The sequence below is a fragment of the Stenotrophomonas tumulicola genome (assembly GCF_014117215.1).
GTDB classification, from domain to species: domain Bacteria; phylum Pseudomonadota; class Gammaproteobacteria; order Xanthomonadales; family Xanthomonadaceae; genus Stenotrophomonas; species Stenotrophomonas tumulicola.
The window spans coordinates 588,289-609,302 of the sequence record NZ_JACGXS010000001.1 but is presented as its reverse complement, the minus strand read 5'-3'; the positions used below and the strand labels follow the sequence as shown (position 1 = coordinate 609,302).

The 21,014-nt window shown below is 64.7% G+C and carries 20 protein-coding genes; 10 read left to right on the top strand and 10 right to left on the bottom strand.

What is annotated here, in order from left to right; translation table 11 throughout:
- Positions 1-13: 13 nt before the first annotated feature.
- Positions 14-676, top strand: a complete 663-nt coding sequence (locus H4O11_RS02870) for an NAD-dependent epimerase/dehydratase family protein (protein WP_182337914.1) — start codon at positions 14-16, stop codon at positions 674-676.
- 35 nt (positions 677-711) lie between these two features.
- On the opposite strand, the gene H4O11_RS02865 is transcribed toward H4O11_RS02870, so the two are convergent.
- From H4O11_RS02865 to H4O11_RS02835, 7 genes are all read right to left on the bottom strand, one after another.
- Positions 712-1,224: a nuclear transport factor 2 family protein gene (locus tag H4O11_RS02865; RefSeq protein ID WP_220466552.1), complete on the bottom strand. Its 513-nt coding sequence runs from the start codon at positions 1,222-1,224 to the stop codon at positions 712-714.
- Positions 1,225-1,393: 169 nt separating this feature from the next.
- Positions 1,394-2,842, bottom strand: coding sequence for a DUF4832 domain-containing protein (locus tag H4O11_RS02860; protein ID WP_182337913.1), 1,449 nt, complete (start codon positions 2,840-2,842; stop codon positions 1,394-1,396).
- Between the two features lie 199 nt (positions 2,843-3,041).
- The gene (locus tag H4O11_RS02855) at positions 3,042-3,839 is read right to left on the bottom strand and encodes a MipA/OmpV family protein (protein WP_182337912.1); all 798 of its coding nucleotides are present in this window, start codon (positions 3,837-3,839) and stop codon (positions 3,042-3,044) included.
- A gap of 164 nt (positions 3,840-4,003) precedes the next feature.
- Positions 4,004-5,356 carry a sensor histidine kinase gene (locus H4O11_RS02850; protein WP_182337911.1) on the bottom strand — a complete coding sequence of 451 codons (1,353 nt, stop codon included), beginning with the start codon at positions 5,354-5,356 and terminating at the stop codon, positions 4,004-4,006.
- Positions 5,349-6,050, bottom strand: coding sequence for a response regulator (locus tag H4O11_RS02845; RefSeq protein WP_182337910.1), 702 nt, complete (start codon positions 6,048-6,050; stop codon positions 5,349-5,351). Before H4O11_RS02845 ends, H4O11_RS02850 begins: the two co-directional genes overlap by 8 nt.
- Before the next feature lie 372 nt (positions 6,051-6,422).
- Positions 6,423-7,016 carry an NADPH-dependent FMN reductase gene (locus tag H4O11_RS02840; protein ID WP_182337909.1) on the bottom strand — a complete coding sequence of 198 codons (594 nt, stop codon included), beginning with the start codon at positions 7,014-7,016 and terminating at the stop codon, positions 6,423-6,425.
- 20 nt (positions 7,017-7,036) lie between these two features.
- The gene (locus H4O11_RS02835; RefSeq protein ID WP_182337908.1) at positions 7,037-7,624 is read right to left on the bottom strand and encodes a LysE family translocator; all 588 of its coding nucleotides are present in this window, start codon (positions 7,622-7,624) and stop codon (positions 7,037-7,039) included.
- Positions 7,625-7,719: 95 nt separating this feature from the next.
- Here H4O11_RS02835 and H4O11_RS02830 point away from each other — a divergent pair, with 95 nt between their 5' ends.
- Entirely contained in the window at positions 7,720-8,625 is a 906-nt protein-coding gene (locus H4O11_RS02830; RefSeq protein ID WP_182337907.1) for a LysR substrate-binding domain-containing protein, read from the top strand.
- A 58-nt stretch (positions 8,626-8,683) separates the two neighbouring features.
- Here H4O11_RS02830 and H4O11_RS02825 read toward each other — a convergent pair whose 3' ends face one another.
- Both H4O11_RS02825 and H4O11_RS02820 read right to left on the bottom strand, forming a co-directional pair.
- On the bottom strand, positions 8,684-10,849 hold the full coding sequence (locus H4O11_RS02825) for a TonB-dependent siderophore receptor (RefSeq protein ID WP_182337906.1): 2,166 nt from the start codon (positions 10,847-10,849) through the stop codon (positions 8,684-8,686).
- Between the two features lie 210 nt (positions 10,850-11,059).
- The gene (locus H4O11_RS02820) at positions 11,060-13,246 is read right to left on the bottom strand and encodes a TonB-dependent receptor (protein ID WP_220466551.1); all 2,187 of its coding nucleotides are present in this window, start codon (positions 13,244-13,246) and stop codon (positions 11,060-11,062) included.
- 129 nt (positions 13,247-13,375) lie between these two features.
- Between H4O11_RS02820 and H4O11_RS19425 the strand changes: the two genes are divergently transcribed.
- Both H4O11_RS19425 and H4O11_RS02810 read left to right on the top strand, forming a co-directional pair.
- Entirely contained in the window at positions 13,376-14,221 is an 846-nt protein-coding gene (locus tag H4O11_RS19425) for an AraC family transcriptional regulator (RefSeq protein ID WP_281367567.1), read from the top strand.
- A 199-nt stretch (positions 14,222-14,420) separates the two neighbouring features.
- Complete coding sequence (locus H4O11_RS02810; protein WP_343042761.1) at positions 14,421-15,833, top strand: alkaline phosphatase; 1,413 nt, start codon at positions 14,421-14,423, stop codon at positions 15,831-15,833.
- An 81-nt stretch (positions 15,834-15,914) separates the two neighbouring features.
- Here the strand turns inward: H4O11_RS02810 and H4O11_RS02805 are convergent, their stop codons facing one another.
- Complete coding sequence (locus H4O11_RS02805; RefSeq protein ID WP_182337904.1) at positions 15,915-16,391, bottom strand: MerC domain-containing protein; 477 nt, start codon at positions 16,389-16,391, stop codon at positions 15,915-15,917.
- Positions 16,392-16,425: 34 nt separating this feature from the next.
- Between H4O11_RS02805 and H4O11_RS02800 the strand changes: the two genes are divergently transcribed.
- From H4O11_RS02800 to H4O11_RS02775, 6 genes are read left to right on the top strand one after another with little or no spacing between them, the layout of a single operon-like run.
- Positions 16,426-16,974, top strand: coding sequence for a ZrgA family zinc uptake protein (locus tag H4O11_RS02800; RefSeq protein WP_182337903.1), 549 nt, complete (start codon positions 16,426-16,428; stop codon positions 16,972-16,974).
- On the top strand, positions 16,971-17,678 hold the full coding sequence (locus H4O11_RS02795; protein WP_182337902.1) for an ABC transporter ATP-binding protein: 708 nt from the start codon (positions 16,971-16,973) through the stop codon (positions 17,676-17,678). The genes H4O11_RS02800 and H4O11_RS02795 overlap by 4 nt, the downstream gene beginning before the upstream one ends.
- Positions 17,675-18,928, top strand: coding sequence for an ABC transporter permease (locus H4O11_RS02790; RefSeq protein ID WP_182337901.1), 1,254 nt, complete (start codon positions 17,675-17,677; stop codon positions 18,926-18,928). Before H4O11_RS02795 ends, H4O11_RS02790 begins: the two co-directional genes overlap by 4 nt.
- On the top strand, positions 18,925-19,479 hold the full coding sequence (locus tag H4O11_RS02785) for a DUF3299 domain-containing protein (protein WP_182337900.1): 555 nt from the start codon (positions 18,925-18,927) through the stop codon (positions 19,477-19,479). Before H4O11_RS02790 ends, H4O11_RS02785 begins: the two co-directional genes overlap by 4 nt.
- Positions 19,469-20,113, top strand: a complete 645-nt coding sequence (locus tag H4O11_RS02780) for a DUF3299 domain-containing protein (RefSeq protein WP_182337899.1) — start codon at positions 19,469-19,471, stop codon at positions 20,111-20,113. The genes H4O11_RS02785 and H4O11_RS02780 overlap by 11 nt, the downstream gene beginning before the upstream one ends.
- Positions 20,110-20,913: a hypothetical protein gene (locus H4O11_RS02775; RefSeq protein WP_182337898.1), complete on the top strand. Its 804-nt coding sequence runs from the start codon at positions 20,110-20,112 to the stop codon at positions 20,911-20,913. The genes H4O11_RS02780 and H4O11_RS02775 overlap by 4 nt, the downstream gene beginning before the upstream one ends.
- Positions 20,914-21,014 lie beyond the last annotated feature (101 nt).

Here is a 21,014-nt window from a genome sequence, read left to right as displayed (position 1 = left end):
CGCAGGGCCCGCCATGCACATCCTGCTGACCGGCGCCACCGGCCTGCTCGGCCAGGGCGTCCTCGGCGCCTGCCGTGCAGCGCCGCAGGCAACCCACATCACCCTGCTCAGCCGCCGCCAAACCGGTCTCCAACAGGCTGGCCTGGACGAGCTGGTCCTGCCCGACTTCGCCCAGGCGGCCAGCCTGCAGATGCAATTGGCCGGAATCGACGCGTGCTTCTACTGCGCCGGCGCCCCGCCCATCGGCACCGCCGAAGACGAGTACCGTCACGTAACGCTTGGGCTGACCCTTGCCGTTGCCCGTGCCTACGCCGCAGCGAACCCGCATGGCAGGTTCTTCTATATCTCCGGCGCCCATTCCAATCCCGGAAGCCGCGTGATGCCACTACGGGTAAAGGGTGAAACCGAAAGCGCGTTGCAGGCACTGCCCATCACCACCGTGATGCTGCGGCCGGGAGGCATCCTGCCTGAAGCAGGCACCCGGAGCCCGCATGGCGTGCTTCGCTTCTTCCATGCACTGTCGAAACCGCTACAGGGCGTGATCGTGAAGGGCGCGCCCGGCGTGGCGACGACCAACGGGACGATCGGCCGGGCGATGTTGCAGTTGGCCAGCCTGTCCACGCCGCCGGCCGTGGTTGAAAACCGCGAGATCAACCGGCTGGGTGCGTTGGGCTGAAGGGGGTCCATGGACCTGTAGTGGGCTTGCAGTGTTCATGGCTGGCGCGGCTGGTTTTCAGCCACGACCTTGTCGTAGGCGACAAGATCGAGAAAGGCCTCGGCCTCCACCACGGCGCCGTTCTCCATCCGGAATATCCAGACGTACTGGTTCCTGTATGGGTGGCCCCCGGTGGTGGTGGAGGCAGCGTCGAAGCGGATGATCACGGTATTGCCCACGGCCCACACTGCATGCAGGTTGGGCACCAGCGGGCGCGCCAGGCGGCTGGTCAGCGGCACTGCACCACGCTGCAGGAACGCTTCCACGCCGTTGTAGGTGCCTGCCACCGGGCCGGAACCGTGGATGGTCCAGGTGATGTCCGGAGACAGCAGGTCGAACACGCTGCCCTGCCCTGCGGACCAGTTGGCGAACGCGTCGCGCACGGCGGCCTCATTGCGCGCAGCAACCTGGTCCGGTTGCTCTGGCGTGGTGGCTTGGGCTGCGCTCATCGAGGCAATGATCAAGGTGACGATCAACAACAGCCGTGCCGGCCGAATCGACTTGTCCACGGATTTCTCCTTCACTGGGGGGCGATGGAGAAGATGCGCGATGGCGCGTGGTGTCGGTATCCATCGGCCGCTGGACGCCATGGTTAGCTGTTCTGGACAATGCGGCAGGATGGCACGAGGGGCCTGCTCCGTCGTGCCTATGCGCCACGCCTGCTGTTGATCCCTCCGCTCAAAGCACCTGCACCTGCCCCAGCGGCAGGCGCCGTTCCGTATCCTGGCCATCGTTCTGCGGCGCGATGTTGCGACGGCCCGGTGCATCGTCGGCCAGCGCCAGGCGCAGCGAATAGCTGCCGGCGGTCAACCCGGCAGGCACGGTGAAGCTGGTGCCGTGGCTCTGCACCGTACCGGGCATGATCCCGCCCAGCGCCACGTCGGGGATCGTCGTACGTGCGCGCGTGGTGCCATCGGCCGCCACCCAATGCAGTTCAACGTGGTAAGCGTTGTACAACGGCGCCGAGCCATGGTTGGTGATGTCCAACTGCAGGGCGACCTGTTGGCCACGCACCTGCGTGTCGGGCCAGCTCACCTGGGTGATGCCCAGGCGATACCCCAGGTCGCTCTTGAGTTCGCGCAGCTTGCTCGCGTTGCCGTTGGTTTCGTGCGCACCGGCCGGGCCGAGGAAGCTGAAGTGATAGTCCCGCAGCAGCTTGCGCACGTCCGCGGTACGGTTGGTCCAGGTCGCTTTCTGGTTGTTGTTGGGGCTTTCGCCGCTGACCGGGTTGACCATCCAGTTCTGCCGCGCGGCAGGTACCTCGTGGGCCAGGCCATACTCCAGGTTCCACCAGCCGGTATCGTCGCAGCTGGGCATCTGCGGGCTGAAGGCGCTGCAGCTGCCGGTGAAGGATGGAAAGTAATCCTCATGGAAGCCGAACATCGCCGAGCCCACGTCTGAACTGCGCGCATAGCGTGTCTGCAGTGGCGTGCTCTGGAAGGCGGCGACGTAGGCGTCGCGGATCAGCGAGCGCGTCTGCGCGTTCGGCTGCAGGTCCTCGCAGCCACTGGTATGCCACTCGCCCCAGAATCCCAGCAGGCCCACCTGGATGGCGGTGATGCGTGGGTCGCCATCGAAGCGGGCGGCCAGCGCCTGCACGAACTGGCCCATCTGCTCCCTGGCCGCGGGGTTGTTGTAATCCAGGCTGCGGATCGGACCGTCGCCGTCGCACTGGGTGCGCACGGCATACGGTATCGACAGCGGTGCCTGCTCCAGGAACTTGGGGTAATCGCGCTCGTTCTCGCCGCCAGTGTAGTGCGCGTCGATCTGGCTGCCCGCGCTGTCCGGGTAATCGGCCACCGGCCGCAGCACGAAAGTCGCCAACGGATCGTCGTCGAGGATCGGCTGCAGGTAATGCGTCTCCACCGCGTTCCAGTCGAACACCTGGTCGGCGGTCTCGATGATCCTCCACGGCAGGTACACATGGTAGATGTGCGCATCGTGGAAGTTGTCCACGCCGCCATCGGCAGCATAGGAGCTCCCCCACAGCATGAAACCACGATGCGGATTGTCGAATTCCTGCGTGGACACCGCAGGGCTGAGCGAGCCTGCATGGGCGCAGGCCGCGCCCAACGCACTCGCAAGGATGGCAACGGCCAGTACACCGGAAACGGGACGTGACGACATGGACTTACCTCATCAGATGCGCGGAAAAGGCGGCGATCAGGGGTGAAGCATGCAGACGATTGTTGTCGCCGGGAGGCGATACGCCCCGGTCGGCACCGACCGGGGCGATCGCAAACGACCTTATCTTATGTTTCGTTATGCATCAATACCGAAATATAACGAACGCATCACAGTTTCGGATGAAGGTCCATCGGCGGGATCAGAAGCTGCGGGTGAGGCCGATGAACACCGACGCAGTGCCATCGGTATCGCGCTCGATCAGCGGGCTGTCCTTGATCTCATCCGGCAGGCTGCTGTAACGGGCGAATCCCAGCAGCGACCATTTCTCCCCCAGCGGCCGGTAATAGTTCACGCCCACATACGGCACCGTGACGGCGTCGGGCTTGTAGTCGACCACGCCCCGCGCAACTTCCTCGTCCAGCGTGCCGTAGTAGTAGTTCGCCATGTCCTTGGACTTCCAGGTGACGCCCACGTTCGGGGTCAGCACGCCGTTGCCCAGTTCGAAGGAATAGCTGTAGCTGAGCGACGCTTCCTGGCCACCGCTCTTGTCGGTGGCATCGGCGAGCAGTTCCAGGTCCAGCTGCCCGGCCCGGCCCTTCCATTTCATGTCCACGCCGACATCCAGTGCCTTGTCGCGATCCTCAAGCAGGCCACGGTCGATGCCATTGACAGCCAGTTCCCGCCGGCCCAGGTCGTCCACGTCGAAGCCATCGAGGCGCGGCTTGGTCAGCACGGACAGTTCCAGCGCTTCGTTGTTGACGAACTTCCAGCCCACGGAGATTCCCCGGAGGTAGAAGCGTTCGCCGTGGTAGCTGACCAAGGGCACCGGCATCACGCGCGTGCCCTCCCCGGCGTACGGGCTGTCGTTGACCATCACGCCCACGCCCAATCCCCAGCGCGCGGGACCTGCCGATTCCCCGTCATTCTCCTGCCCTGCCTGGGCAACCGCGGCAAAGGGAAGGCCGAGCAGCAGCATCGGCCACAGTAGTTTGTTCATTGGAAGCCTGACCTCATCAAGTAATGGAATATCGAACGTGCGAGCCTGCCCGCCGCTTCGACACGGGCGGCTGCAGACTTCCATTCCAGAATGAGTCGGCGATGTCGCCGGAATGTCGTGCCAGGTGCTCGCAGGCTGAACGCCAGCTGTGCTGGCCAACCGTGCTACGGTCCGGGCTCGAACATGCTGGCGGTGACGTCCAGGGTGGCGCGGGTGCCCCCCATCGCGACCGCTTCGATCGCCAGCTTCCACTTGAAGCGTTCGCAGATGCGACCGATCAGGAACAACCCCAAGCCCTGCCCCCGCACTGGCGCGGCCTGCCGCAGGCTGTCCCGATAACGCCGGGCGGCTTCAACCGGATTGAATCCACTGCCCGAGTCGGCAACGCAGATGACGCCATTGCTCAGCGTGATTTCGACGAACCCTGCTTCGGTGTTCTCGATGGCATTGCGGACCAGGTTGCTTACCGCGATGCGCACCATGGGATCCGGTACGGCGATGAAGGTAGGTTGCAGTTCGCCAATCCTCAGCCGCGCTGTTTTGCCCACCAGCAGGTGTTCGTGATCCTGCACCAGGCGCGGCAGGAACTCATGGAGCACGGTGACGTCTTCGGGTTCAAATCCCCGTTCCGGTTCACGCGCCAGGTACAACAACGCCACCATGGTCTCCGACAGATCCCCGACCGCATTTTCTATCCGGCCCAATGCAGGTCGCGACGTTTCAGGAAGCGGTATCTGCTTGAGCACGTCCACCGCGCCGGCGATGACGGCGATGGGTGTCCTGAACTCGTGGCTGGCCTGGTCCATCAGGCTCCGTTCCCGTTCTATGAACTGCTCCACGCGCTCCAGGTGGGCATTGCTGGCCCGGGCGATCACCTGGATCTCCTCGCGTTTGTAAGTGGTCGGCAACCTCGCCCCGATGTCGCGCGGATCGATCGCGCGCATCCGGTCGGCCAGGTCCCGCACCGGCCTGGCCAGGTTGGCGTGCAGCCAGAAGATGGCCCAGCCGATCAGCGTCGCAAGCACCAGCGCCCAGATCGCGCTGAGCATGGCGTCATGGTCCTGCTGGCTCTCAAGGACATCGATGTTGACCTCGGTGACCAGCCGGCCCGGAGGCAGGTCAACCACCAGCGCGTGGAAGCTCTGCTGGTCATGGAAACTTTCCCTGGACTCGAAGCGCGCGGACCCGATCCGGTCTTCTGTCGAGTAAAGACCCGGTGGCAGGCCGGCCAGATAGGGCGGCACCGCGGCGGCGCCGTTCTTTCCCTCGACATACCAGGACCGGACCACGCCGGTCGTGGGAAGCGGCGCGTTGCGATCCTTCCGGATACGCGCGGCATGGTCGTCGGATACCGACTGCAACAGCGAGACCCAGTACTTGTGCTCGATCAGCTGCTGGCTGCTGAAGCTCTGGGCGCTCAATGCCGCCAGCATGATCAGTCCGAACACGATCAAGGCGACGCTGATCCACCAGTGGACACCGCGCGGCTTGCGGATCAGGGAAAGGAGCTTACCCAAGGTCGCAAAGCCTGTAGCCGGAGCCCGGCACGGTATGCAGCAGGGTCTTTTCCTCGCCCTGCTGTATCGCACGGCGGAGCACATGCATGTGCGAGCGCAACAGATCGGTTCCCGGCACGCTGTCGCCCCACGCTGCCCGCCCCAGGCGTTCGCGCGTCACCACCTGCGGACTCTCGCGCATGAGCAGCTCCAGCAGGCGCCGCCCGGTACGGGTGAGCACGATGTCCCGGCCGGCACGCTGGACCACCATCGTGCCGACATGGAACTGCAGATCGCCAACGCTCAGCACGTTCTGGGGCGCAGCCGACTGCTTGAGGCGTGCCACCAACGAGCGCAGGCGGACCTCGATCTCCGGCAGGGCGATCGGTTTCACCAGGTAATCGTCCAGCCCGGACTCGAAACCATCGATCTTGTCCGTCAACTGGTCGCGCGCGGTCAGCATGATCACCGGAACGCGCTTCTTCGCCTCGCCCCGCAGCCGCCGCAGCACGGTCAGGCCATCCAGCCGGGGAAGATTCCAGTCGAGCACGATCGCGTCGTAATCCTTGGACGATGCCAGGTGGAGTCCGGACAATCCATCGGGGGCGGCGTCCAGGCTATGCCCGCATCCCTCCAGGTAATCGTAGAGATTGGCTGCCAGCTGCGCGTTGTCTTCGATGATCAGGATCGATAAGGGCTGGGATTCTCTGCTCACTGGGATGCTTCTCGCATGCGCCTGGGTACGGATCAGAACAATGCGGCGGTGCCGACGCGCTCCACCGAATCCAGCATGACATACACCAGCAGGAAGGCCAGCAGGACAAGGCCCGTATTCAATGAGTACTTCAAAAGCAGGTACAGCCTTCGATGCTTCTCCTTCAAGGTGAAAACCGAACTCCGCACCGGTGTTACCAGCGCAGATATCCACCTGATCGGCCTCCAGTACTTCATTGTTCCCGGTCCTCCTCGTCCTGCGGCCCGGCCATCGCGGAACCGCCTGGGAAACGATGATGGCCGACGCATGTCGTGCAAATGTCGCGCATATGAAGTGCGCTCTCCCTTCACGCCCTGGGCGCAGGAGACCGGTTCAAACCGTACGCGGCAACGTCAACCTGATCCAGGCCTGGAATGCCTCCAGGACCAGCCGGAGCTTGTCCTGCGTGGCACTGTCATAGCGCGCGTTTGCAACGTCGAACGCCTGCGATGCACCACGAACGAACATCATGGGCGCTGGCAATGTCCTGCACCCCGTGGCGGCCAGCGTCTGGCGCAGTTGCGCCTGTGCAAGCCGTGTCCCCCACGGCCCCGTCGTGGCGCCGATGATCGCCACGGGTTTGGCATCCAGCACCCCCAGCCCATTGGCATCGGACCGTGAAAGCCAATCGATCGCGTTCTTGACTACCCCAGGCAATGACTGGTTGTACTCGGGCGTGGCGATCAGCAGGCCATCGGCTGCAGCGACTGCGTCACGAAGACGCCGTACTCCCTCCAGCCCACGCCCTCCTGCTGCTTCCAGGTCCTCGTCGAAAAGAGGAACGTCGGCAATGGTGTCGTGCACTTCCAGCGTCATGCCCGATGGCGCAAGCGTGGTTGCGGTTTCGAGAAGCCGGCGGTTGTAACTGTCACGGCGCAGGCTGCCGGCCAGGGCAAGCACGCGAATCGGCGGATCGATCAATGACATCGTTGGGTTCCTATATGGGATCAAAGCAACAGGAGGATTGCACACGCAAGCAGCGCTATGCCCATGGCACAGTCAATCCGGCGGCGGGTCGTGGGATGTTGAAAGTGAACTGCAAGCCGCTGGCCAGCGCTTGCCCATAACAGCAGGCTCGCCGTTGGAATCAACACGAACGCAGGTGCCAGCCAGGCCAAGGTCGTTGCCAGCCCGACCTGCGGGAACGCCGCTACGAGGGAAAGCACCATCACCCAGCTCTTCGGATTGAGGAACTGGAAGCCGAAAAGACCTGCCAGTCCGGCGGGAAGCGCAGTCCGGTCCTCATTCCCGGCGTGGGCGCGCATCAGCCCGATGCCCAGCCAGGCCAGATACCCGGCACCTCCCGTCGCCACCACCGTACGCAGCGATGACGAGTGCAAGAATGTCGATCCAAGGCCTGCCAGGACAAGTCCAAGCATCGCCAGCCCGCCCAACACGATGCCAGCGATGGCTGGCCCTGCTGCCTGCAGGCCGCCATGGGCAGCGGCACGCAATACCACCAGATTGTTCGGTCCGGGAGAAAGGGTTGAAATCAGCAGCAGCCCAGCGGCGGCCATGAGGGAGTTGGAAACCATGTGGCGATGTCGTTCCCTGGTTGCAGGTGGAATAGGCAGATTCTGGGTGGACGGATTGGTGCGTGCGTGTGCCGGACTGGTCTAATATTCAGACCATGAAGACCTTGCCTTTGAATGCTCTCCGGGCATTCGCACTGATATGCGCGCACGGCGGTGTACGCGCGGCCGCGCGTGAACTCGGCATAGCGCATTCGTCTGTGAGCCGGCACCTGGGCGAACTTGAAGCCTGGATGGGAGTGCCCCTTTACGAGCGCGACAGCGCCTCGTGGACGCCTACGCGCCAGGGAGCCGAACTGGGCCGGCGATTGCTTGTGCAGTTCCAGGACATGGCGGCCGCCGTCGCAGCAACGCGCGAAGCACGCTCGGCGTTCTCGGTGACGATGAGTGTCGCCCCGTCATTCGCAGCACGCTGGCTGCTACCGCGGTTGCCTGCACTGGAGCGTGCACATCCGAGGATCGAGCTGTCCGTGATGGTAGGCCAAGGTTTTGATCCACTTTCCGAGGGAATCGACCTCGCAGTGAGGATGGGAAGTGGCCCATGGCCGCGCCTCCACTGCGAACCACTGATGGACGACACGTTGTTTCCCGTCGCAAGCCCAGCCTTCTGGCAGGCCACGGGGGCTGCGGGAGAACCCGCAAGCTTGCTGGATCTACGCCTCCTGCATGATCGCGACCCGGTGGCGGGTTGGGAACGCTGGCAGCGGGAACATGGCCCGGCTGGTTTGCCGATGCAGCACGGTCCCCGCCTCGCCTCATCCGATCTGGTGCTGCGTGCAGCCGAACTGGGACAGGGCATTGCGCTCGCGCGTGGGCGCCTGGCCGAAGACGCACTGGCAAGAGGGGCACTGGTACGACCGTTCGGCGAACGGGAGGTGCGCTTGCCGGATGCCTACTGGATCGTGTGTCCTGACAGCACCGGGACGACGCGCCGCCATGCGCTCAAGACTGTCGTCGAATGGCTGAAAAGCCAGGCTGCATACCCCAGCGGCGAACCGGGATGACGGGCCAGCCGGATCATCCGGCCACCCCGGCATGCCAGGGTGGCCGTCATCGCATTGCTCAGAACTTGTAGTTCAACGTCAGCCGCACATTGCGCGGCTCGCCCCAGGTGTAGGTGCTGTACCAGCTGAAGATCGTGTAGTAGTGCTTGTCCAGCAGGTTGTTGACGTTGAGCGTGGCCGACAGGCGGTCGTTGAACTCATAGCGGGCCATCGCATCGAGCAGCCAGTAGGGATCGGTGCGGTGCACCAGGCTGCTGCCGTCGGCCGGGTTGGTGATGGTGCCGAACGTGCTGCCCTGCCAGCGTGCACCGCCACCGATGCTCACCCCGCGCAGCGCGCCCTGCAGCCGGTAGCTGGTGTGCACGCTGAACTGGTCTTCCGGCTCCAGCGTGGATACCTTGGTGGATTGTTGCCGCGCGATCTTGTGCGCGTAGCCACCCTGCACCTGCCAGCCCGGCGCCACCTGGCCGGACATCTCCAGTTCGTAGCCCTTGGTGCGCACGCCCATCAGCCCGCGGTAGGCGATGCCGCCGCTGGGCGTCAGCCCGCCGCTGGGTTCTGCGTAGTTGTCCTGCTCCAGCTGGAACACCGCGGCGCTGGCGTTGAAGCGCCCATCCAGGAACTCGGCCTTCAGGCCCGCCTCGTAGCTGCGCCCTTCCAGCGGGTCGAGCACCCTGCCCTGTTCGTCCTGGTTGCCCTGTGGCTTGAAGATGGTGCTGTAGCTGGCGAACACCGAGTAGTTGCGGTTGAGGTCGTAGACCAGGCCTGCGTACGGCACGACCACGCCACTCTCATCGGTATCGGGCGACTTGTAGTTGGCGATGCGGCTGCCGAGGATCAGCTTCAGCGGGTCAGCGAGGTCAAACCGACCCACCAGGTAGGCACCGCTCTCGCGGGTGACCTGGTTATCGCCATAGCCCCACTGCCAGTCCGGCTCGGGCACGTCGCCATTCCAGGCGCGGTAGTCGGCCACGCTGCCGTCGTAGCCTTCCTGTGGCGAGTATCCGTTGTTGATCCAGCGCTTGCGCGACACGCTGCCGCCGACGACCAGCTCATGTTCGCGGCCGAACCATTCGAACTTGCCGCTTACGTACAGGTCGGCGGCATTGCTGGTGGTCTTGCCGACGTACTTGCCCAGCCACATGCTCACGCCTTCGCCGGTGACCGGATCCGGGTTGCCACCGGCCGCTGCACCGAGAGGCGCGTCATAGCCGTTCACCTGATGGTTGAGCTGCAGCTTGGCTACCCAGTCGTTGCTGAAGGTGTGCTCCAGGGTCGCAAACGCAGTACGGCTGTACTGGCCCCAGCGGCTCCAGCGCGCGCCGTTGTTGAACGAGCGCGGCATCTTGTTGAAGTTACCGGTGGTGTCCAGCAATGGAATGCCGCCCCAGCTGGAGCCCTGCGGATCGCTGTCCTGGTAATCCGCGCCGACGGTGAGCAGCGTGCTGTCGTCGATGTCGGCTTCCAGGATGCCGTAGAACACCTTGTTGGTGCGCTGGTAATGGTCGACGTTGGAATGCTTGTCCTGCTGTGCGGCCACTGCACGGCCACGCACCCGGCCGCTTTCGGTCAGCGGCCCGCTGACATCCACCTCGGCGCGATAGCTGTCCCACGATCCCACGCCCAGCGTGGCACTGCCGGCCAGCTCACTGGTCGGCTTCTTGCGGATCAGGTTGATGGTGGCGCCCGGATCGCCCATGCCGGTCAGCAGGCCGGTAGCCCCCTTGAGCACTTCGACGCGGTCGTAGATGGCCATGTCGCTGAGCGTATTGCCTGCCGAGTAGGCCGAATCGCGCGCCATCGGAATGCCGTCGTACTGGAAATTCTGTACCGCAAAGCCACGGGCGTAATACTCGGTGCGCTCGCTGTCATAGGTGACGATGCTGATGCCCGGGGTGACCTTCATGACATCGTCGATGCCGTTCAGGGCGAAGTCGTTCATTTCCTGCCGGGTGATCACGCTGATCGACTGCGGCGTCTGCCGCGGGCTGAGCACCAGGCGGGTGGCCGTGGCGATGGAGCCCGGCGTATACGAGTCACTGCCTTCGGTGACGGTGCCCAGCTGGTTGGCGGTGACCTGCACCGTCTGCAGGGTCCGGGCGGCTTCGTCGTCGGTCTGTGCCGGCGCATCCTGCGCCTGCGCGGCGGGGGCGAAAAGGGCCAGTGCCAGCGCAGCGGCAACCGCCTGCGTCAGCGGGGAAATACGGGACGGAACGACGGACACGGCAATGCCTCCAGGCAGGATTGGATCCTCTGGCGGCGGCTGGAGGGAAAGGAATGGGCGGAATGATGACGTATCCGTGACGCCAAGGAAAGTCGGCCGATCCATGGCCCCCCGGGAGAGTGGGGCCATGGCCTGAGGCTTTGGGCGGTGATGGGCGGTGATGGGCGATGACGGGCATGGCCCGTCACTACCCGCGACCGTCCCCCGGGCCTAGAACGTAAAGCTCATCTCCGCACCGACGATGCGCGGATTGTCGATCGGGCCGTAGTAGTTGCCGTCGCGGCCAAAGGCCAGGTTGTCAAAGATCAGCCCGTTGACGCGTCGCTTGTCGGTGAGGTTCTGGACGAAAATGCGTCCGGTCCATGGCCCGTGCTCATAGCCCAGCTGCAGGCCGAGGATGGCAACCGCCGGCTGGTAGGCCCGGTTGCGCTCGTCGAGCGCACTGGAGCCGGTAAAGGCCGATTCAACCCGTGCGAAGACACCCGACGAATGCTGGTAGCGCGCGGCCAGGTAGCCGGTGTAGTGCGGCGTCAACTTGACCCGATTTCCCGCCAGGTTCTCGTCGATCGTTGCCCACAGCTTGGTGTACTTGGCATCCACGTAGCCCACGTTGGCCGTGAGCGTGAACCCGGGGGCTACCTCGTAGGCGCCCTCCAGCTCTGCCCCGCGCGAGCGGATGGAGGCATCGGAACCGACGTAATCCGAAGAGATCGGCCGGCCATCGGCATCCGTTGCCACCTGGATTTCCTGCCAGTTGTCCGAAGTGATGTGGAACAGCGCACCACCGACATGGCCCCGCCCGTTGCCGAGGTTCATCTTGAAGCCCAGCTCATGGCTCCACATCATTTCCGATTCGTAACGCAACACCTTGTCGTTGACTTCATCGCTCTGCGCAGCGGCCAGGTTGAAACCACCCGGAATGTAGCCCTTGGCGGAGGCAGCATAGAACGAGAGGTCCTCGCTGGCGTCATAGCGCAACGACACCCTTGGCAGCGTGGCGCGGAAGGTGTGGGCAAGCGCCGCGTCGCGGTACAGCACCACGCCACCGGCCGCCAGGTCCAGTGATCCGGCGCGCTGCTCGGTGGAACGACGTGCCTGCTCATGGCGCAACCCTACGCTGGCGGTAAGCCGTGGCACGGCGGGGAAGGTGTAGCTGGCGGTGGCGAACACGCTGTAGTCCTCGCCCTTCGCCGTCTGGCTGGGCGCCAGGTTATAACTGTGCAGTCCGCGCGTGATCGGTCCGACGAACGTGCCCAGGATCGAATCCTTGTCGGTCCGGTAAGTGGAAACACCTGCCATCCAGGTAAATGGACGATCGTCGAGGGAACTGAACCGTGCCTCGGCGTTCCAGGCGTCCTGTTTGTCGTAGATGCGCCCGGCCAGTTCGGCCCGCTCGGTCATGTCGAAGTCATAGCCTGCCGACATGTCTTCCTGCGCTCTATAGGATGCAGCGACATCCACCGTGCCTGCCGCCAGCTGCCACTGCGCACTCACACCGGCAACGGATTCGTCCTTCTCCGTGCGCTTCGGTGCGTCGTTGATGTAAGTGAAGTCGCCCGTCTGCCGCCCGCCATTGAGGCTGGCCCCATAGGTCCGGTTGTAAAGACCCACGTCCAGGGGCAGGTACTCGTATTCGAACATTCCCGGTGCGCGCGTGCGCAGGTGGTAGGCCAGCGCATTCACCGTGACGTAATCACTGGGCCGCCAGCGCAGCTTGCCTTGCAGGTAGCCTTCGCGGACCTTGCCTTCCGTCCCTTCGAAGGGCGTCAGGTTGCGCAGGTAGCTGTCCTCGTCGGAAGCCATGAAAGCCAGCGACCCGGACAGTTCCCCGCCCTTCGTCAGCGGCCCTGCGACAAACCCGTCCAGGCTGTTGCCGTTGCCATTGCCAAACCAGGTGCTGCGGACATTGACCTCGCCTTCAAGAGCATCGGCAGGCCCCCGGGTACGGACCAGCACCAGGCCGGATTCGCTGTTGGCGCCATACAGCGTGCCCTGGGGACCACGCAGCACTTCAACCGAATCCACCTGGTTGAGCACGGCATTGCTGAGCTCCCGGAACGGGATTCCATCGATGTAGACCGAGGCCCGGTTGACCAGGAAGGGATTGGACTCGATGCCGCGAATGGAGATGAACATGTCGCTCAACTGCCCCATGGCATTGAACTTGACGTTCGGCGCCAGCTTGTCCAGGTCACGGAATTCAACCACTCCCGCTTCCTTGAGTGCCTGGCGGTCGAGCACGGTGACGGACAGATCGCTTTTGAGATAGGGGGTATCCCGCTTGGAGCCGGTGACGCGGACCCCATCAAGCGTGGTCGGATCCTGGGCGAATCCCGGAGCAGCGAAGACAAACAGATTGGCCGCGACAACGGCAGCCACGGAAACAGGCGCTTTCAAGGAAACCTCTCAAAGGGGAACAAGGGCCAGGCAGCCCCGCTGTTATGATGTAACAATTAGACTGCGGCGCTACTCCGTTTCCCTGTGCAGGACTCCGTTCCCCGCCCCATGACGACATTGGTTGAACAATTGAAGCGGGAAGCCGCCAACCCACGCTTGGGCCTGTCGTCCAGTGCAGACGGATCGGTTGCCTTGCTCCACCACTGTTTCGACGCCAGCACGGGGCCCATGGGACACGCCACCCAGCTTCGCCTGGCCCTTGCGTTGAATGGCGGAGGGCCGCTGCAGCAGCAGACCAGCGCGTCTGCCGGACTCAAGGCGCTGTGGTCCGTCGGGCAGTTCAACCTGGTCCTTCCCGGGCAAACCGGCACCTATGTGAGCCCGGCCGTGGAGGTGCTGGGCCTGGCCATCGACTGGCCTTCCCTGCACGGCACGCCGTTCGAGGCCGAAGCCCTGGCTCCGCTGGCCAACGCACTGCACCGCGACGCCACCGTCAGTGCCCTGCTCCACGCGCTGTGGTCAGCAGCAGAAACCCAACTGCTTTCAGACGCCCTGCTCCACGCTGGCGCCCATGCCATCATCCGTCGGCTCGGGCAGCTCGCCCGGTTGCCGCGCCACCCTGCATCCCGGCCACTGGGCACGGCGCAACTGCAGGCGCTGATCGACTACATCGACGCATCGACGGACAGCCGGCCCAACGTCGCGCTGATGGCCCGCGCCGTCGGAATGGAAGAGACGCGCTTTGCGCGTGCGCTTCGTGCCGCGACGGGATTGTCTCCGTATGCCTTCCTTACCCACCGACGCATGCATTCGGCACGCATTGAGCTCGCCCGCGGCAGAAGCGTCACGACCGTCGCGCATGCCGCCGGCTACGCAAACGCCAGCAAGTTTGCCGCCGCATTTCGCCGCGTCATCGGACACGCGCCGTCGGCCACCCGTCTTCGGGCCACGGGAACACGCGTCCAGCCCGGGTAGAGCCTGAGGTGACGCATCTCGATATTGTTATGTTATAACGCGGCACCCGACATCAACAGGCTGGTCCCGCATGCCGTTCACGCCCCCTGCCCACCGTCTCCGACTGGCCCTGGCCTCGCTTACCCTCGCATTGGCGGGTTGCCAATCGCTGACCCCTGCCGAAGCCACTTCGCAGGAACCAGGCCCCAGGAACGTGATCGTGATGATCAATGATGGTGCCGGTTGGGGCACCTGGGATGCCGCGGCCTATTGGCAATATGGAAGCCGGGAAGGCGCCCCCTATGCCGATTTCCCCGTTCGCCTGGCGATGACGACGTTCCCGCTCAACATGAGCAACCAGCCAACGCGGGACGACACCCAGCGCATCGGCTATGACGCCGCGAAGGCATGGGACATCACCGCCGTTCCAGCCCCCGACCTACCCTTTGCCGGCTACCAGTACCTGGCGTCGGTGGCCACCGATAGCGCGGCCGCCGGCACCGCGCTCGCTTCCGGCGTCAAGACCTACAACAACGCCATCAATGTCGACAACAACGGCGCTGCGGTTGTGTTCAACACACTGCGGGCGAAACAGCGTGGAATGGCCACTGGCGTGGTCACCACCGTGCCGTTCGCGCATGCCACCCCGGCGGCATTTGCAGCGCAGAACGCATCGCGGAACAACTATCACCAGATCGCCCACCAGATGCTGTCGCAGGGCCATATGGACCTGGTGATGGGTGCAGGGGGCCCAGGGTTCAGCGTGAATGGCCAGGCCTGCACCAACGCGCTCGATGCCGCCGCCGCGGAAGGCTGCCAATCGCAGTGGGAGTATGTCTCCGAACAGGATTGGGAACAGGTTCTATCCAACCAGCCCGTCGGCAACAATCCCGCTGGACCCTGGCGCCTGATCCGCAGCCACGCTGCGTTTTCGGATCTTGCCAACGCCAGCATCCCGGCTGATCGTCCCCTGCTCGGCGTGCCGGAAGTCGCACGCACGCTCCAACAGGCCCGCCAGGCCGACGTGGTGGGAACCGATGCAACGCGGCCGTCCGGTGTCGGCCGGATCACCACCGTCCCCGAATTGTCCACGATGACCGTGGGCGCCCTGGAGTTCCTGAAGCGCCGTTCGGGCAAAGGCCTCTTCCTCATGGTCGAGGGCGGAGCAACCGACTGGGCGGCACACACCAGCGCCTGCGGCACCGAATGGAGCTATGGCCCCTGCACTGACCAACCGCAGTACGGACGCCTGATCGAAGAGTCGGTGGACTTCAACAACGCGGTCGCCGCCGTCGTGGATTGGGTCGAGGACAACGGCGGCTGGGAGCACAACCTGCTCATCGTCACCACCGACCATGACAACAGCTTGCCGATGGGCCCGGATGCACAGCGAACAGCCTTCGCGCCCGTCGTCAACCACGGGCGCGGCGTGATGCCGGGAATGAGCTTCCGGCCGACCGGCAACCATTCCAATGCACTGGTTCCACTATGGGCCAAGGGCGCTGGCTCGGAAGGGCTACGGGCGCGCACCAGGGGACTGGATCGCGCCTATGGCACGTACGTGGGCTGGAACGACGGCAGCTACATCGACAACACCGATGTCGCCGAAGCGGTCCGGGAAGTGCTGGAGTAGCGATGAACGATGGCCTGGGTGGGCTGCCTGCTTTGCCGGCGCCCCGCACGGCAGATATCCCTGCGCTGAGCATTCCAGCGATCAATCCGACATCACGCCCAACGCGCGTCGATTACCCAGGTGCGCTGCTGCCAGGCAGGCACCACCGGCCGCCGCCAAGCCACCATGCAGCATCACCGCCTCACGGACCTGGGGATGCAGGGAAGCCAGGAGCAGCATCCCCCCACCGGCAAGCGCCAAGATGACGGGTGGATTGCGCCGATGGGTCCTCCATCCCCAGCTGATGCTCAACAGGCACAGGCTGGTCGCGGTGAGGGCAAGCGCCCATTCCCATCGGGACAGCCTGAGCAGCCAGGTCATCGCCCCATGCCAGGGATGCTGGAACGAGCGAAGGGCAATCATCGAGCCGGGCAGGAATGCCAACAGCATCGGCAGCAGCATGCAGTGCAACGCACAGCCAAGCGACAGGAACGAGGCCGCCAGGTCGAACCGGCTGTGCACCTTGTGGCCATTGGCGATGGGGATGTGACTTCCAGAATCGGGGGGAGTAAGCTTCATATTGTTACATTATAACAATACGAGACTCCCCCCAATGAAGTCGTTCTTCCTGCTTCTCCTCGCCCTCCCCGCAGCGGCACCGGGCCATGAAACGCGCCAACAGGGTCCCCATGTCCACGGCCAGGCGCAGGTCCAGGTCGCGCTTGACGGCAACACGCTCGACATCGCGTTGCAGGCCCCCGGCATGGGAATCCTGAGCTTTGAACGACCACCGGCCACGCCGACCGAGGCAGACCAGCTCAAACAGGCCACCGCGCTGCTGACCAGCGCCACATGGCTGCAACTCCCCGCTGCTGCGTCCTGCCGCCTGGACAGCCGGAAGGCCACGGCGGACGGCTTCGCGGCAGGCAATGAGCAACACGCCCACCACGACCATGGCGACGGCCAGCACCACCACCACGCCGGCTTCCAGGTGCAGCTGCGCTACCGCTGCCAGCAACCTTCCCGGCTGGACCACCTGACGTTTTCACTGGGCACCGCCTTCGCCAACCTGCACGAAACGGTGGTGGACCTGGCAACGGACAAAGGCCAAGGGCGCGTCGAGCTGCGTGGGGCGCAGCAACGCGTGGATCTGCCGCGATGACCGGCTTGGCCGTGGAACTCAAGCAGGTTCGCTTCGCCTATCCGGGACACGACCCGGTGCTGGTCATCGACGATTTCACCCTGCCGGCAGGCCAGCAACTGCTGCTGCGCGGGACCAGTGGCAGCGGCAAGAGCACGATGCTTGGCTTGATTGCAGGGGTACTGAAGGCATCGCAGGGCCAGGTGCGGGTTGCGGGGCAGGATCTTGGCGACCTGTCTGGCGCGGCCCGCGACCGCTTTCGTGCCAACCATTGCGGTGTGATCTTCCAACAGTTCAACCTGCTGCCCTTCCTGACCGTGCGCGACAACATCGCACTGGGCCTGGGTTTCGCTTCGCGCACCCTGCGCAACGCCGCTGCACAGGGCCTGGACGCGCGCATCAAGGAACTGCTGGACGCATTGGGATTGGATGCCGCATCGCTCTGCAACCGCCCCGCCGGGCGGTTGAGCGTGGGCCAACAACAGCGCGTGGCGGCCGCCCGGGCACTGATTGGAAAGCCGCGGTTGCTGTTGGCCGATGAACCCACCTCGGCGCTGGATCCTGCCTCTGCCCAGGCATTCCTCAGCGTGATGGGACAGGCCTGCAGGCAGGATGGCATCAGTTGCATCGTGGTCAGCCATGATCCAACGCTGACGCCCTTGTTTGATGCCGTGTCCGAACTTGCCGACATCAATCGCCCATCTGGCCAGAGGGCGGCGGCATGATCCGGATCGCCTTTGCCAGCCTGCGCAGCCGCACGCTGAGCGTGCTGCTTACCCTGGTCGTGATCACGCTCAGCGTGTGCCTACTGCTGGGGGTCGAGCGGATCCGGGAACAGGCGCATGCCGGATTTGCCAGCACCGTCTCCGGGACGGACCTGGTCGTCGGCGCGCGTTCCGGACCGGTCAACCTGCTGCTCTACTCGATCTTCCACATCGGCGACGCCACCAACAATGTGTCCTGGCAGAGCTACCAGGAGCTTGCCGCGCTGGATGACATCGCCTGGACGGTTCCGCTGTCGCTGGGTGATTCCTACCGGGGGTTCCGCGTCGTCGGCACCACCACCGGCTTCTTCGAACACTACAAACATGGTGCTGGCCATCCGCTGTCCCTGTCGCAGGGGAAAACGTTCAACGATCTGTACGACACCGTGGTGGGCGCCGAAGTTGCCCGACGGCTGGGCCAGCAGGTGGGCGATGAGATCGTACTGGCCCATGGCACCGGACGGGTGACGCTGGCCAGCCACGATGACAAACCGTTCCGCATCGTTGGCATCCTCAACCGGACCGGCACCCCGGTCGACTCCAGCGTGCTGGTCTCCCTTCCAGCCATCGAAGCCATACACCTGGACTGGCGCGCCGGCGTGCATCTGCGCGGGGCGGCGATCAGTGCCGACGACGCACGCCATCAGGACCTGACGCCCACCTCCATCACCGCCTTCCTGGTGGGCCTGCGCTCGCGCATCGCCACCTTTGGCGTGCAGCGGCAGATCAATGCCTACCCGGATGAGCCCATGCTGGCGGTGATGCCAGGGGTTGCCCTGCAACAACTCTGGGGAACACTGGGCACCGCCGAAGGCGCGCTGCGCCTGATCAGTGGACTGGTTGTGGTGCTTGGATTGACCTCGCTTGTCGCCCTGCTGGTGGCCACGCTGCAGGAGCGACGACGGGAAATGGCCGTCCTGCGCGCCCTGGGTGCGCGTCCTGCGTACGTGGCGGCACTGCTGGTGCTGGAGGCCGTCGTGGTCACCACGGCAGCCTGCGTACTGGCGCTTGCCACCTTGGCCGTCGTCAGCCTGGCCGCACGTGGCTGGGTGCTGGATGCGTTCGGGCTGTCCATCGACCGCATCGGCCCCAACCCACGGGAATGGATCTGGCTCGGCGGGGTGATGCTGGCCGGTGCGCTGGCCGGCCTGTTCCCTGCCCTGCTGGCCTACCGCAGGACCCTTTCCGACGGACTGTCGCCGCAGACATGAAGCACTTCGTCCTCATCGCGTTGATCAGCGTGACCGCTGCAACAGCCGGCTGCAAGGCAGCTTCAAACGGCGGGGGCGCTGCCTCTGCGCACGTGGTCGAAGCCGCTACCGATGTGGTGGCCGAACAGCAGGAACTGGACTGGCTGGAGATGATGCCCGCCGAGGAACTCAAGGCGCTGGAAGACGGCGACGTACCCGAGGTCAACCATGACCAGGCGCGCGCGATGCCGCAGTTCGGCACCTTCCGCACCGTCAACCACGTGCTGGGTAGATCCGTGCGCCTGCCGGGCTACGTGGTTCCGTTGGAGAACGAGGCCGACGGGCGCCTGCGGGAGTTCCTGTTCGTGCCCTACTACGGTGCCTGCATCCACGTGCCACCGCCGCCACCCAACCAGATCGTCCACGTCAGGCTGGCGCAGGGCATCCCCATGCCGGACATGTATTCGCCGTTCTTCCTGACCGGGAAACTTGCGGCCGAACGCTTCGACGATGCCCTCGCCGGATCGGCCTACACCATGCAGGACGCAGGATTGAAACCCTATGAGAACTGACCTGGCTTGCCTGCTGCTGGCACTGGTGGCCCTTGCCGGATGCCACGCCGGCGATGACGCGCAAACGACCGCGGGAACGACCGCGTCGGCACCGGTGGCAACGTCGCGCACTGCGCCTACGCCCCTCCCCGCCGCACCGGTGGATGACTGGGAAAGCCTGATGACCGAGCAGAGCCGCACCGTGCGCCCACCACCGACTATCGGCGGCACCGGCTTCGGCCGGCCCGTGGCCCCTGGTGGGCTGATGGACGACAGCGGTTCCGGAACGATTCCCGGCATGGCCATTGACCACAGCAGCCCCAACCGCGCAGCGCAGTTTGGATCGGCGGAGGTGGTTGAGGAAATGGAAGGGCGTGGCCTCGCGCTGGATGGCTACGTGGTTCCCCTGGAGATGGACGATCAAGGCCGCGTTCGGGAGCTGCTGTTCGTGTCGTTCTACGGCGCCTGCATCCACGTGCCACCACCGCCACCCAACCAGATCATCCGGGTCGTGCTGCGCCACGCCATTCCGGTTCCCGAACTGTGGGAGCCCTTCCACCTCAGCGGCACGCTGCATATCGCACGCTTTGATGCCGACATCGCCAGTGCGTCCTATGAAGCCCGGGACGCCACGCTCAGCACGATTCCAGGATGAAGCTTCCGGTTCGATGGATTACCGGGATAGGCGCGCTGGCTGCGGCCATGGTCATGCTGATACTGCTGTTCTGGCCGCGTCATGCCGACCGGGCGAGGCCTGCGTTATCCACTGGCGCCACTGCCACCGTAGCGGCGCCAAAGGTGACACGCCTGCGGGCGCAGGCCGATACGAGCCTGGGCGGACAGCCCATCCAGCAGATCGAAACGGAAATCGCCCGCAATGCGTCTTTTCGCAATGACGTGCTGTTCCTCATCGTGGCCACCGCCCGCGACCGGTGCACGCCCGCCCATGCCGGTGAGCTGGCCCGCATGGCCAATCGTGCGCAGCTGCCGATCCTGGCGGGCGTGAGCCAGGTCACCGAGGCCAACCCGGCATTGGATCGGGCGATCTACCATTACGTGCAGAAGGTGGCCAACCAGGTGGTGTGTGGACAGGCTTTCCAGCTGACGGACCAGCCAAGCGCAGGGATCGACAGCTACGCAGAGCGCTTCCCCGACAGCTACTTCACGCCGTGGCAGCAGGCCACCATGTCCAGCGAATACCGCGACCGCCCGCTGGCGACACGCGCGCAACAGGCCTGCCAAACCGTCGCCTATGCCGTGCTGCCCCTGTCCGACCCGGACTGGCGATGCGATGCAGGCCGATCCGGTGCACGGCGGCGCATCGTCGATGCCTGCGAAGCAACGCGACAACAGCTCGGCGCAACCAAGACGGAGGAACTGACCGAAACACTGGGACAGGTGCTGGCCCAACCGGTCAGCACCATCGTCGCCACGGTCCCCCAGCAATGCCGGTAGAGCAGGTCCATGACCCGCTTCACTGCGCCCCGCTGCGCCGCACGGCACCGGACACCCTCAAAGACGGATCACCGACAACCACCAGTAGCCGCACACACCCG

What these genes read in the sequence shown, in the direction of transcription:
- H4O11_RS02870 (WP_182337914.1), top strand. Translation starts at nt 14, where the DNA reads ATGCACATCCTGCTGACCGGCGCCACCGGCCTGCTCGGCCAGGGCGTC.
- H4O11_RS02860 (WP_182337913.1), bottom strand. Translation starts at nt 2,842, where the DNA reads ATGTCGTCACGTCCCGTTTCCGGTGTACTGGCCGTTGCCATCCTTGCG.
- H4O11_RS02855 (WP_182337912.1), bottom strand. Translation starts at nt 3,839, where the DNA reads ATGAACAAACTACTGTGGCCGATGCTGCTGCTCGGCCTTCCCTTTGCC.
- H4O11_RS02840 (WP_182337909.1), bottom strand. Translation starts at nt 7,016, where the DNA reads ATGTCATTGATCGATCCGCCGATTCGCGTGCTTGCCCTGGCCGGCAGC.
- H4O11_RS02835 (WP_182337908.1), bottom strand. Translation starts at nt 7,624, where the DNA reads ATGGTTTCCAACTCCCTCATGGCCGCCGCTGGGCTGCTGCTGATTTCA.
- H4O11_RS02830 (WP_182337907.1), top strand. Translation starts at nt 7,720, where the DNA reads ATGAAGACCTTGCCTTTGAATGCTCTCCGGGCATTCGCACTGATATGC.
- H4O11_RS02805 (WP_182337904.1), bottom strand. Translation starts at nt 16,391, where the DNA reads ATGAAGCTTACTCCCCCCGATTCTGGAAGTCACATCCCCATCGCCAAT.
- H4O11_RS02800 (WP_182337903.1), top strand. Translation starts at nt 16,426, where the DNA reads ATGAAGTCGTTCTTCCTGCTTCTCCTCGCCCTCCCCGCAGCGGCACCG.
- H4O11_RS02795 (WP_182337902.1), top strand. Translation starts at nt 16,971, where the DNA reads ATGACCGGCTTGGCCGTGGAACTCAAGCAGGTTCGCTTCGCCTATCCG.
- H4O11_RS02790 (WP_182337901.1), top strand. Translation starts at nt 17,675, where the DNA reads ATGATCCGGATCGCCTTTGCCAGCCTGCGCAGCCGCACGCTGAGCGTG.
- H4O11_RS02785 (WP_182337900.1), top strand. Translation starts at nt 18,925, where the DNA reads ATGAAGCACTTCGTCCTCATCGCGTTGATCAGCGTGACCGCTGCAACA.
- H4O11_RS02780 (WP_182337899.1), top strand. Translation starts at nt 19,469, where the DNA reads ATGAGAACTGACCTGGCTTGCCTGCTGCTGGCACTGGTGGCCCTTGCC.
- H4O11_RS02775 (WP_182337898.1), top strand. Translation starts at nt 20,110, where the DNA reads ATGAAGCTTCCGGTTCGATGGATTACCGGGATAGGCGCGCTGGCTGCG.